Origin of the sequence: Bacillus sp. AR2-1, assembly GCF_008368755.1 — a bacterium.
In the GTDB taxonomy this organism is placed as follows: Bacteria; Bacillota; Bacilli; order Bacillales; family Bacillaceae_G; genus Bacillus_A; species Bacillus_A wiedmannii.
In genome coordinates, this window is the sequence record NZ_QORY01000015.1 from 230,796 (window position 1) to 244,052 (window position 13,257).

The window sequence follows — 13,257 nt, forward strand, 5'->3', positions numbered from 1 at the left end:
CTTTACGAATTTAAAAGAGGGATTTTCATATTCTATACAATTGATTTTTCACACATTTTGCTCCACTTCTGCACTTTTCTCCTTCTTACTCCGTTTCATATTCTTCAGCCTCTTAATCGTACCAACTAATCCTTTCGGAAAAACTAGTAATACGACAATATACATGAAACCGAGAATAATTGTCCATCTTTCAAAAATCGGATACGCTGTGGCTAGTTCTGATAAATAATATTTCAGTGATTCAATAATTCCAGCTCCAGCAATTGCTCCAATTAACGTTCCAACGCCTCCAATCATTGTCATCAATAATGCATTTAATGTCATTTCAATTGAAAATACAGTCGTATTAACAAAGCGTAGTGTGATAACAAATAAACCACCGCTAATTGTAGCAACTACCCCTGCAACAATACTAGCAATAATTTTATAATGAAGAACTTTATATCCTAATGCTTCAACACGTTGCTCATTTTGTGAAATTGCCTTTAATACTTTTCCAATAGAAGATTTTGTGAAAAGACGTAACAGAATAAAAATGACAATTAAACATATAAGTGTTACATAATAAAACGTAAAACGATCACGGAATAAGTCTGGTACACCAAATGTAAAACCGTCTCCTCCATGAGTGAGTCCACGCCATTTTTCAGCAAGTACGAAAAACAACTGTGAAATAGCAAGTGTTAACATTGCATAAAAATGACTTTTCAGCCGTAACGAAAGCAAACCGATTATATAACTAACAATTACTGAAATGATAATTGCAGCTACTAGCCCTATTAAAAAGTTCGTTATGGATACTCCTTGCCGATCAAATAAAAGTGCTACCCCATACGCTCCTATTCCAAAGAACATACAATGGCCGAATGATACAATTCCTGTATATCCAAGCAATACATCAAAACTCATTGCAAAAATAGCAAAGATGAAGATTTGAGTGAACAAAATTAACAAGCTCCGTGAATCATTTACGAATGGAAATACACTTAAACAAATGAGCATAAATACTCCGAAGTATACTTTAATTCGATTTGATGTGCTGTTCACCATTTCACCCCTTTTCACTAACAAGTCCATTTGGCTTCACTATTAAGAAAAATAGTAACATTAACATATTGATTGCAAGTGATAAATCCGGTATAAAATACGCTGTAAAGGCACCCGCTAATCCGACAATTAAAGATGCGATTGCTGAACCTTGTACGCTTCCTAATCCTCCAATGATTACTACTATGAAAGCTAAAATCGCATACTGCATACCCATCTCGGCGAAAATAACGCCTGAATACGGCGCTAATAAGAAGCCTCCCAACGCTGCCATCCCTGCTCCTAATAAAAAGACGAAAGAAAATATTGCTTTTACGTTAATACCGAGCGCTTGAACCATCTCTTTATCTATTACACCAGCGCGTATCATTAGACCTATCTTTGTTTTTTTGAGCAATAATAGTAAGGCAATGTAAATGATGATTCCAATTAAAATAACGAATAGACGATATTTAATTAATATAACGCCTTCAAATGTATAACTACCTTGTAACCATAACGGTAATTTAGCACCAATTGGATTTGGCCCCCAAAATACTTTAATACATTCACTAAGTACAAGCATTCCTCCAAGCGTCACAAGAAGCTGGCGAACATGATTTCCATATACCGGTCTAATAAGAAATCTTTCTAAAATGAATCCAAGAAACATCCCCATAGCAATTGCTCCAATTAACGCTAATACATAACTACCTGTCATATTAAATAACCAAACACCTGTAAACGCTCCCCAGGCAAATAAACCACCATGTGCGAAGTTTAGAACGCTCATTAAACCGAAAATAAGTGAAAGTCCTGATGCTAATAAAAAAATGAGCATCCCTGTTGAAATCCCATTTACAAATAAATTGATTAACACATCCATCCTTCTCACCTCAGATTCATGTTAAGAGATTCCTAAATATTTGTGACACATTTCCTTATCCTCTTTTAATTCATGCATAAAACCGTTATGAACAATTCTTCCGTTATCCATAATATAAAAGTAATCACCAATTTGACTAGCCATCATAAAGTTTTGTTCAACGAGTAAAACTGTTGTTTTCTCCTTCATTTTTAAAATAGCTATCATTAATTTTTCTATCATAATAGGGGACAAGCCTTTACTCGGCTCATCAATAAGTAATAAACCATCACTATTAATAAATGCTCTTGAAATTGCTAGCATTTGTTTTTGTCCTCCGCTTAAAAGGCCACTTTTTTTGTGCCAAAACTGCTTTAAATCTGGAAATAGTTCAAGCATCCACTCAATTTTCTCTTCCGCTTCTTCTCCCTTACCTCTAGCAAGAGCGAATGTTTCTTCTACTGTCAAATCGTGAAAAATACCTTGATTTTCTGGTACATACCCTATTCCTTTCCTTGAAATTAAATGTGTAGATAATCCATTTACTTGTGTACTATCATAATAAATTTCACCATGTGCGATATGGTGAAAACCCATAACCGAACGTAATGTCGTCGTCTTCCCTGCCCCATTTCTTCCAAACAGTACAGTAATCGTTCCTTTCTCAACAGCAAGAGATACCCCTTGTAAAATATGAAACTGATCTAAATACGTCTCTATATTATTCACTTGTAATAGTGCCACTATATAATCCCCCTAAATAAGCACTTTGTACACGCTCATCTTTCATCATTTCTTCAGGCAAACCTTCAGCCAATAACTCTCCATGGAATAAAACGATAAGATGGTCTGACAAACCTAGTACCATATCCATTTTGTGTTCAATTAGTACAATTGTACTCTCTGGATGTTTCTTAATATTTTCAATCACTTGTAAAATTGCCGGTACCTCCTCGACTGATATACCTGCCGTCGGCTCATCAAGTAGTAACACATCCGTTTTTAAAGCTAATAACATCGCAAGCTCTAACTTTCGTTTTTCTCCATGCGCTAAATCTCTCGCTAATACATGTTCTTTCTCCTGAAGTAATACCGTTTTTAAGAACCGTCTCGCCTCTCCCACTTGTTGTTTAAATTTTGCCGAACTCGGAAAAAAACTATAGTAATCTTGAACAAATGATTGAACACTTAAACGAACATTTTCAAGTACCGTTAACTCCGGGAATATATTTGTAAGTTGAAAAGAACGACCAATTCCTAATCGAGTTCGATCCGAAATTGATAATTTTGTAATCTCTCGTCCTTTAAAATATACTTCACCCTTCGTTGGAGAAATTTGTCCACTAAGTAAATTAAATAACGTTGTCTTTCCTGCACCGTTTGGTCCAATAATGGAAATGAGCTTTCCTTTTTGTACTGTTAAATTCACATCTTTAATAACATGATGCTCGCCAAAAGATACGCTAAGATTTTTCGTTTCAAGCAAGTGTGTCACGAAATCCCTCCCTTTAAAGCTTTCAGTGTGAAAGAAATACGTATAAAGAGGGTATTCCCTCTTTATACAAAAACAACAGAAAATTCAGTCTATTTATTTTGAACTGGTGGTTCTGTCTCTTTCATCGTTAATTCTCGCTCTAATACTGGCACCGGATAATCAACACCATCTTGCTTTTTCAATGTAATGGAATACAGTGTCTGCATCGCTTGGTGATCCTTTTCTCTAAACTTCATCTTTCCTTTCGGTGTATCAAATTCCATTCCTTCCATTTTCTTAATCAATGTATCTACATCTGTATCACCTTTTGTTTTCTTTAAAGCTTCTACAATTGAAATTGCCGCTGACATTCCCCCTGCTGTAAATAAATCTGGCACCGCACCATTAAATCGTTTTTTATGTTCTTCCACTAACCAATCATTCACCTTATTTTTCGGGAGTGTATGATAATAAACAGAAAAACCTTGCATTCCTACTAACGCATCCATCGTTTTTAATGCCGGTATATCTGGTGCACCGGTAGAAATTTTAATACCTTGCGCTTCCACATTCATATCTTTTAACTGTTTCCAAGGTGAGTTTGCCCCTGCCCAAATGATAAATAAATAATCTGGTTTTGAGCTAATGATATTTTGAATATTTGCAGTGAAGTCAGTCGAATTCGTATCAGCATATTGCTCGTTTACAATATTCGCACCTAATTTCTTCGCTCCAGCTTTAAAAGCTGCAATCCCTTCACGGCCAAATGCATTATCCGGGGCAAACGTCGCAATCTTTACATCTTTTTTTGCAATTGCCGCTGCTCCTGCAATCGCATCTTGCGAAGAACTTCTTCCTGTTCTAAAAATATATTTATTCCAGTTCTTTCCGGTAATACTATCAGCAACTGCCGGTTCAACAACCATTATTTTTTCATATTCTTCAGCTAGTGGTAATACCGCTAATGTATCACTTGAACTAGATGATCCGATTAAAAAATCGACTTTCTCTTCTTCTAATAACTTCGTAGCTTTTTTAACCGCCACCTCTGCTTTTGTTTCCGTATCTTCTACAACAAACTTAATCTTCTTCCCTTCCACTTTCCCAGTTCCACCCGTTGCATAGTCTAACCCTAATTCAAATCCGTTCACTGTTTGTTTTCCATATGATTCTAATGGACCTGTTAATGAAGCAAGAACCCCTACCTTAATCGTCTTTTCATCCTCTGTACTTGTTTTCTTTCCTGAACAAGCTGCCGTTATTAATAACGAACTTAAAACACAACCAGTAGCCATCATTCTTAGCCATTTACGTTTTTTCATCGACATTGTGATCCTCCCCATACTTTACTTTCTGATAGAGTCAAACACGCCAAAGTTACCCATCCGTAATTATGACTTTTCCTTTAAATCATACAAACAAATCTGTTTTAAAAATTTAATGAAGTACCTTTACATTCGCCGCCTCTTTCCAAATACCTCCATTTACCATATATTCATCTAGTATTTTTCACCACCTAATTACAGTCGCTGCCCACGTATACCCAGTCCCGGCACTAACTACTACTGCAATATCTCCAGGCTGTAATTTTCCCTGTTCATTTGCAAAGTGAAGACCAATGCAAGGATCAAGCGCTGACATATGTCCATAATGATCTAAATATACAACTTGTTCTTCTTCTAGCCCTAGTCCCTGTATCAATTCTATTAACATAGAACGTTTTGTATGCAGTGGTAACAATACTTTAATATCTTTAGGAGTTAACCCACTTTTTTTTAACGCCTCCCGAATCACCTTGTCAAAATTAGGGATTGAAACCCGATCTAGACGTTCTTTCATACTATTAGGATCTATTACATCAATATAATGTTGCCGATTCTCAACTGTATCATAGCTCGCAACCTGCTTTGATCCACCTGCTGGAATACGTACATCTTCATGAAATGAACCATCTGTTATAATCGCACTTCCTAATATTTCACCGTTTCTAGCGTCCTTTTTCACTAAAGCTGCACTTCCGCCATCAGCGAAATTAAACATAAAACGTGAGCGTGGATTATCATAATCTACAATTTGAGATTCTTTACATCCACCTACTAATAATATATTTTCAATTGAGTTATCGGAGTAAAGCATATCTTTTGCGACTTTGAGAGCAATAGGAAAGCAAGAACTAACATTCATAATTTCAAAAGCATAAGCATTTTTCAATCCAAGTTCATGCTGAATTTTTGGGGCACTTGACCATACGTGGTAATCTTTATGTGGACTGCCAAAATAAATGACTACATCAATAGATTGAGGCTCTACTTGTAATAATATTGGCTTTGCAGCAGCAATAGCTAAATCTGATGCATGCATCGTTTCATCTGCGACATGTTTTTCATATAATCCAAACTTTTCTATAATAATATTCTCAGGGATACCTGTTTTTTGAGATAGGTCTGCCGCCGTCTCTACGTCTTTTGGGAAGAAAACACCAGTCGCTTCAATCCCAATATTCATTAGACTACTCCTCCTTCTTTTGATACCATCATAGTTGCTACACCAGTTAATACCAAATCTCCTTTTTGGTTATGACACTCCGTTAACAATTTCAAAACTCTCTTTTCTATCATAAATTCTTGTACTGTTGCCGTAGCTGTAACCGTATCTCCTATAAAGACTGGTGCTGTAAATTTAATAGTTTGTTCCATATAAACGGATCCTTTTCCAGGTAAATGAATCCCAAGTAATTGTGATAATAGACTAGAAGTTAGTAAACCATGTGCTATTCTTTGATTAAATCTAGTTTGTTTCGCATACTCATGATCAATATGAATTGGATTAAAATCCCCACTCAAACCTGCAAATAATACAAAATCTGTTTCTGTTATTGTTTTACTACATGATGCCTGTTGACCAGTGCTATACATCGTCATCTCTTCACCTTCTTTTCAATTGATTTGCTAACTGTGCTTTTTGAATTTTACCAGTTGCATTTTTAGGCAATTCCTCTAGAAACACAATTTCTTTTGGAAGTTTATATTTTGCTAGAAATAAACGACAATGTTCAATGACTTCTTTTTCAGTTAATTCACTGCTACTATTTTTCACAATAAAGGCGATTGGAATCTCCCCCCACTTTACATGTTGCCTACCAACGACCGCTACCTCATATACCTCCGAAATCTTATTAATGACCTGCTCTACTTCAAGTGGATAAATATTTTCACCACCGGAAATTATCATATCTTTTTTTCTACCGACAATGTATACAAAACCATCTTCATCAACTTTAGCTAAATCTCCCGTATATAACCAACCATCTTGAATCGTTTCTTCTGTTGCATCTGGCCGATTCCAATACTCTTTCATTACATTCGGCCCTCTTATAAGTAATTCTCCAACTTCACCAACCTCAACTTTATTTTTGCTTTCATCAATAAGTACATACTCACAAAACAGAACTGGTTTCCCAATTGATCCTACTTTACGTCTTGCATCTTCTTCTGAAAGCATAAATACGGTTGGTGATGTCTCAGTCATACCAAAGCCTTGCCCAAATAAAAATCCTCTATCTATAAATTCTCTCATCAACTCTTCTGGACATGGAGCACCACCGTTATAAAACCAGCGAACTGATTGTAAATTTGTAGTTTCAAACTTTACGCAATTAATTAATGCTTGATGAATTGTAGGTACACCCATCACTACAGTTACTTTATGTTTTTCTATCATGGAAAGAGCTGTGGTTGGTTCGAATTTTCTTGGAATAATGATTACGCCACCTGCAAATAAAGTTGGAAATGCGAATAAACCAATCCCACCAATATGAAATAAAGGTAATAATACAATGGAGCGGTCGTGAATAGTTAAGTCAATCGCAAATGTATTATTAAGCGCATTCCAAAACATATTTTCTTGTGTAAGTACGGCTCCTTTCGGTTTTCCTGTTGTACCTGATGTATAACATATAATATAGGATGCGCTTTCATTTATCTCTTCAAAGTTGTCACTTTTTCTATCTTCTATTTCTTTTAAACTTTTAATCGAAATCACTCTTTGGACGTACGATACCTTATACATTGACAGTGCCATATTTTCAAATGTTTCCTCTACAAATAAAACTGTAGTTCCACTATCTTTTAACTGAAAGATAAGTTCATTTTCTGTTAACCGTATATTAAGTGGAACAGCAATACATTCTACCCTAGCTATAGCAAACAAAAGTACAATATATTCCAAGCTATTTTGTGATAAAATACCTATCCTTTCTCCTTTTTGCACATTTAAGTCGTAAATTAAATAGGCTGCTACTTTACTTACATACTCATGTAACTGTTTATATGTCATTTCCTCCTCTTCTGTAATAATGGCAATGCGATCTGGATGTAAATAGGACCGTTTTTCAATCCAATAAGCAATGCCTTGCATATTTTCCCCACTCCCTTATCTCTTTCTCAATCCTTCAAATATTAATGACATCGCTGCTTCAAATACATCTTCCGGAACATCTTTCTCTTCCCAATAACCCCATCGCATTCCGAGAAATTGCCCAATTGACATAAGACAATACGCAATTGTTTCTTTATCAAGTTGTTTAAACTCTCCCGCTTCTATTCCAGCTGATAAACTTTTTAAAAATCCATTTGCGAGCTTTGCATAATACCATCTATATAAGTTATCATCAACAACTACTGCCTGTTGTACAATGTTATATAGATTAGGTCGATCTTTCACCCACCGAAAAAAAGCCTGAAAACCTCTTCTTTGTGCCTCTTCATAACTTGATATTCCCTTCATTTCTTCTTTAATAATTAAGCGTAACTCACGGTTCAATCTGCGAATCAATTCATCAAATATATCTTTTTTAGATGGAAAGTAATTATAGAAAGTTCCGTGCGCTACCTTTGCTTCTTGTGTAATATTCACAATAGAAGCCTCGTAATATCCTTTACTACCAAACACCTCTTCTGCAGCACACAATAATTTCTCTCTCGTCTCTAACCCTTTTGTTGTTAGGTTTTTTATATCCATTATTATTTTTTCTGACACCTGAATCACCTCTTAGATTTGATTATAAGTATATTTCTGAATTTTACAATTATTTTTATTAGACAAAATCCGCAAGCCTTTTTCTACATATAAAAAGGACTAACTGAATTTGAAGTTAGTCCTTTAATCTTAATTAGAATTAAGTTCTACTTTCTCTAACCCTTCAGCCAATTGTTTCTTATCTAGCCCTTCTCCTATTACTACCAAGTTCGTCGGGAAACCGAAATCTTGTTCCAGTAAAGTTGGTACCCCAAATGAATATTGGAATAGGTGCGGGTATTTATCTCCATGGAATTTCACAAATCCTTTTACACGATAAATACTATCTGGTAAATTCGAAAGCCATTCGTATAATTTATCTTGATCAATCGATTTCGTAAATTGATATGTCATCGTTTGTATATGCAAATGCTGTTTGACATGTAGTGTCTCATGTTCCCCATCATTCGTAAATTCAGCTTCTTCTATGTCTTCTAAAGATATATTACAATATTTTGTTTCAAACAATTTCGCATGATTATTTATTGCTTTCACTTCTTCAATTACTTTGTTCTTATCCGCATCTGTTAGTAAATCTGATTTATTAATTAAAATGTGGCTACCAAACTTCAGTTGCTCATGCAATAATTGCTGAACGTTTGCACTTAATACACTTCGATTTAACCACCTTACTGCATCTAAAACGACGACAATTGATTTCACTTCTAGGAAAGGTGCTAAAATTGGTGATACACACGCATCTAACACTTCAATTGGATGTGCAACACCTGTCGTTTCTATATAAATGACATCTGGTCTTTCTTGCTGATATAACGAATGTAATTGTATTTCAAGCTCTTCTTTTAGCGTACAACAAATACATCCTTTCAGAAGCTCTCTTAAAACATTCTCTTTTCCAATAATATCTGTATCTACCGAGTATTCACCAATTTCATTCATTAATACTGCAACTTTTCTATTCTTCTTTTTCTCCGCTAACAATAAATTTTGTAATAATGTTGATTTTCCACTACCTAAAAAGCCACTTAATATATGAATTTCTACTTTTTTCATTTGATCGACCATCCATTTCTTTATTTCAAACGTATTCAAAGCGTAATAATTACGATTTATATTAATCATTTTATTAAAAGAATAGTGATTTGTAAATATACCTTCACTGTTCGTTTACTTCATAAGCAACTCGAATTCCAGACTCTATTGCTCCTTGCATCCATCCATGTGTTAATGTCGTATGCTCTCCTGCAAAGTGTACTTTGCCAGCTGGCGGCGTAATATACGGAAATAACTCTAACTCTTGACCTGGTTCGAAAGCCGTAAATGCGCCGCAAGAATACGGATTTTGGCTCCAGCTAAAAGATGTTCCAGTAACAAACTCACTATAGACGATGTCGCCGTATATTTCCGCTAAATTTTTTAATGCGTAACGAATACGATCTCTTTGCGGGAGACTATCCCACGTTAACGCCTCATCTGCCCACGTATAACTCGCTAAAACGATAGCTGCCCCTGGTTTATGAATACCATAACTCGGATAATATGTAAATCGTATAGGTAAATCTGTAATAGATTTACCGCCACACTGTCTCGCTTTCTCCCAAAATCTACTTTTAAACTCTATCGCAATTTTAGTTGCAGCAATATAATTTAATTCACGAATTGCTCGTCTTTTAAAATAAGAGAATAAATGATATGGCTGAACTTCTACAAATCGTAACGCTGAAAATGGAATTGTGATAATAGCAATTTCGCCTGTTACCATAAATGGATGTAACGTTTGTTCATTTGTTACTTGCATCATCACTTTATTATCTTCCTGTATAATTTTTTCTACTTTATATGACATAAAAATATTATCTTTTAACTCCGGTAAAAATGAATTTGGTAATGTATCCATTCCGCCCGTTATCTCATAATATTTTGTCGTTGAAGTAAAAAAGATCATTTCACGTAATACTTCAATTAAAGACATTCCCATATATGCTTCCATATCTAGAAGTACCCCAATCATATCTATTGCTCCATCTGAATAATACTCACTTAAAAATGATCCGAGCGAATATGTTTTATACTTTTTTTCAACGATAATCCAGTTTTTATTAGAATCTTTTTTTATAAAATTAAGTATTGGTTCTAGCACTACTAACATTAACTCTTCTGCCGTTTTCCCTTTTTTATTCTCTAAAATTGGATATCCAAGTATACTTGGATTTTTTTCAAATACGCTCAATCTCGTTTTAATATTATTCGTATAAATAATATCTGAAGCGGTTTTATTTATAAAAAGATTTAATGGTAATTTAAATTTACGAATGTAAGCTAAAGTTAACTCGTGTGTTTCAGGAATTCGCATTGGCCCTGCATTAAAATATAAGCCTCTGCTAAACGGTTCACGGATCGTATATATTCTTCCGCCTATTCGGTTATTCGCTTCTAAAATTGTTATGCTATGCCCTGATTCTTTCAATAACGATGCTGCAACTAATCCTGAAATTCCTGCACCAGCAATAATAATTTGCTTTGGATTCTTCGTTTTTACGAGCCCCACATTAATAATATGGAGCATTCTTTCCATCGTTAATGGCTGCATCATGCCCTTTTCCCCTTCGATAAAGGATTTTATTGCATTATATTCGGTTCACTTACTTCCTATGTTTCGTGCAAAGAATTGCACGGATACATTTTCAATTACTTGAATATCTTTTATAAAATGTAATAAACTAGATATGACTCTATAGAAGTAAGACGTATTATCTTACATAATAAAATCAATGAAATTGCGAGGAATTTTGAAATGAAAAAAGGGATTAACCGTGTTGTATTAGTAGGAACAGGAGCAGTTGGATGTAGTTATGCTTACTGCATGATTAACCAAGCTGTAGCTGAAGAATTTGTTTTAGTTGATGTAAACGAGGCAAAAGCTGAAGGAGAAGCAATGGATTTAAGTCATGCTGTTCCATTCGCTCCAGCTCCAACTAGAGTATGGAAAGGTAGCTACGAAGATTGTAAAGATGCTGATCTTGTAGTCATTACGGCTGGATTACCACAAAAACCAGGCGAAACACGTTTAGATTTAGTTGAGAAAAACGCGAAAATCTTTAAACAAATCGTTCGTAGTATTATGGATAGCGGATTTGATGGTATCTTCTTAATCGCAACTAATCCTGTCGATATTTTAACTTACGTAACTTGGAAAGAATCTGGTTTACCAAAAGAACGCGTAATCGGTTCTGGTACAACTCTTGATTCTGCTCGTTTCCGCTATATGTTAGGTGAGTATTTCGATATTGGTCCACACAACATTCATGCTTATATTATCGGTGAACATGGTGATACGGAACTTCCTGTTTGGAGTCACGTATCAGTCGGTATTCAAAAACTACAAACGCTTCTTGATAAAGACAACACATACACGCAAGAAGATTTAGACAAAATCTTCATAAACGTTCGTGATGCAGCTTACCATATTATCGAGCGAAAAGGTGCAACTTACTATGGTATCGGTATGTCACTTCTACGTGTTACAAAGGCGATTTTAAACGACGAAAATAGCGTATTAACAGTATCAGCTTACTTAGAAGGCCAATACGGTCAAAAAGATGTTTATATCGGCGTACCTGCTGTTTTAAATCGCGGCGGTGTTCGTGAAATTTTAGAAGTGGAATTAAGTGAAGAAGAAGAATTAAAATTCGATTACTCTGTTCAAGTATTAAAAGAAACAATGGCTCCAGTTCTTTAATCGTGTATGCAAAAAAGCAATCCAATTTATTTTGGATTGCTTTTTTGATTGTTCCTTGAAAACATCAGTTATTTTCTATCATTTCCTATTTTTTAAACTGTTCCTCATTGTTTACATCAAGTACATCTAATAAAAAGATAAAGATTGGTATCCCGATAATAAGCCCCCATATTCCAAGGAAATGTTCTGAGAAGATGAGAATCATAAATGTATAAAAGATTGGCAAATTCGTTTTCGCAGACATAAACTTCGGATTTAAAAAATAACTTTCAAGAGCATGGATTACTGTAATGAACACAAGTATGTATACAACGTACATTACTCCGCCTACGTTATAAGCAATAATACAAAGTGGAAACAAGGAAATGATAACACCAGCAACTGGAATCAAACCGAGTAGAAAGACCATGACGGCCAATACAAGAAGCTGCGGAAATCCTAAAATCACAAGTGCAATTACAGTGAGTACACAATTGACAACTGCAATTAAAAACTGCGCTTCAATTACTTTACCGAACGATCTTGCAAACCTTTCACCAAAATATGCAATCTCCTCATAAAAAACCTTCAGACTACTATCTTTAAATTTCGAAGTAAATGATATGATGCGTTCTTTTTCTAACAAGAAAAATAAACTTAAAATAAGAGAAAGGAGTATTTGCAAACTGACTTTTCCTATATTTGCAATTGATTGATATATGACATCTACACCTTGTTCTATATATTTTGATACTTCCATCCCATTAATAGTTGAAAGTGCATATTTAATGATTTCATTATCAGGTGGGTTTTGAAAAAACAACCTAAACTGATAAATCAATTGGGAAATTTGTATCGTTAGCACAGGTAAATATTTATATAATGTTGTGCCGATAAACGTAACTAATATTATATACAAACATGCGATAACAATTTTCCGATTCACTTTCAATTTCTTTGAAATAAAACGTTGAAACCGATCCATTAAAAATGTCAGTATGAACGTAATTAATATTAAATTAATCATACTTTTTAATCCATATAATACAAGCGCTACTATTATTAAAACGAGAAACCGTTGGAACCCTCTACTTCGAAAGAAATTTTTCACTTCATTCATTAAGATTTAACCTCCCC

13 protein-coding genes are annotated in these 13,257 nt (G+C 34.7%); 1 reads left to right on the plus strand and 12 read right to left on the minus strand.

What is annotated here, in order from left to right:
• Positions 1-48: 48 nt before the first annotated feature.
• The 11 genes from DT250_RS17845 to DT250_RS17895 all read right to left on the minus strand — a co-directional run bounded on the left by DT250_RS17845 (position 49) and on the right by DT250_RS17895 (position 10,995).
• A complete protein-coding gene (locus DT250_RS17845) occupies positions 49-1,002 on the minus strand; it encodes a branched-chain amino acid ABC transporter permease (RefSeq protein ID WP_149213475.1) in 954 nt (317 codons plus the stop codon).
• A gap of 49 nt (positions 1,003-1,051) precedes the next feature.
• Entirely contained in the window at positions 1,052-1,912 is an 861-nt protein-coding gene (locus tag DT250_RS17850; RefSeq protein WP_000382797.1) for a branched-chain amino acid ABC transporter permease, read from the minus strand.
• Between the two features lie 21 nt (positions 1,913-1,933).
• Positions 1,934-2,635 carry a branched-chain amino acid ABC transporter ATP-binding protein gene (locus tag DT250_RS17855; RefSeq protein WP_073518033.1) on the minus strand — a complete coding sequence of 234 codons (702 nt, stop codon included), beginning with the start codon at positions 2,633-2,635 and terminating at the stop codon, positions 1,934-1,936.
• Positions 2,613-3,386: an ABC transporter ATP-binding protein gene (locus DT250_RS17860; RefSeq protein WP_149213448.1), complete on the minus strand. Its 774-nt coding sequence runs from the start codon at positions 3,384-3,386 to the stop codon at positions 2,613-2,615. Before DT250_RS17860 ends, DT250_RS17855 begins: the two co-directional genes overlap by 23 nt.
• Before the next feature lie 89 nt (positions 3,387-3,475).
• Positions 3,476-4,693: a substrate-binding domain-containing protein gene (locus DT250_RS17865; protein WP_149213449.1), complete on the minus strand. Its 1,218-nt coding sequence runs from the start codon at positions 4,691-4,693 to the stop codon at positions 3,476-3,478.
• Positions 4,694-4,874: 181 nt separating this feature from the next.
• Entirely contained in the window at positions 4,875-5,870 is a 996-nt protein-coding gene (locus DT250_RS17870) for a 3-oxoacyl-ACP synthase (RefSeq protein WP_149213450.1), read from the minus strand.
• The gene (locus tag DT250_RS17875; RefSeq protein WP_149213451.1) at positions 5,870-6,286 is read right to left on the minus strand and encodes a MaoC family dehydratase; all 417 of its coding nucleotides are present in this window, start codon (positions 6,284-6,286) and stop codon (positions 5,870-5,872) included. Before DT250_RS17875 ends, DT250_RS17870 begins: the two co-directional genes overlap by 1 nt.
• Before the next feature lie 4 nt (positions 6,287-6,290).
• Positions 6,291-7,781, minus strand: coding sequence for an o-succinylbenzoate--CoA ligase (locus DT250_RS17880; protein ID WP_149213452.1), 1,491 nt, complete (start codon positions 7,779-7,781; stop codon positions 6,291-6,293).
• A 15-nt stretch (positions 7,782-7,796) separates the two neighbouring features.
• Positions 7,797-8,402 carry a TetR/AcrR family transcriptional regulator gene (locus DT250_RS17885; protein WP_149213453.1) on the minus strand — a complete coding sequence of 202 codons (606 nt, stop codon included), beginning with the start codon at positions 8,400-8,402 and terminating at the stop codon, positions 7,797-7,799.
• A gap of 129 nt (positions 8,403-8,531) precedes the next feature.
• Positions 8,532-9,455, minus strand: coding sequence for a CobW family GTP-binding protein (locus DT250_RS17890; RefSeq protein ID WP_179952852.1), 924 nt, complete (start codon positions 9,453-9,455; stop codon positions 8,532-8,534).
• A gap of 103 nt (positions 9,456-9,558) precedes the next feature.
• Entirely contained in the window at positions 9,559-10,995 is a 1,437-nt protein-coding gene (locus DT250_RS17895) for a flavin monoamine oxidase family protein (RefSeq protein WP_149213455.1), read from the minus strand.
• A 201-nt stretch (positions 10,996-11,196) separates the two neighbouring features.
• Between DT250_RS17895 and DT250_RS17900 the strand changes: the two genes are divergently transcribed.
• On the plus strand, positions 11,197-12,141 hold the full coding sequence (locus DT250_RS17900) for an L-lactate dehydrogenase (RefSeq protein ID WP_149213456.1): 945 nt from the start codon (positions 11,197-11,199) through the stop codon (positions 12,139-12,141).
• An 85-nt stretch (positions 12,142-12,226) separates the two neighbouring features.
• Here the strand turns inward: DT250_RS17900 and DT250_RS17905 are convergent, their stop codons facing one another.
• Entirely contained in the window at positions 12,227-13,240 is a 1,014-nt protein-coding gene (locus DT250_RS17905; protein WP_087980217.1) for an AI-2E family transporter, read from the minus strand.
• Positions 13,241-13,257 lie beyond the last annotated feature (17 nt).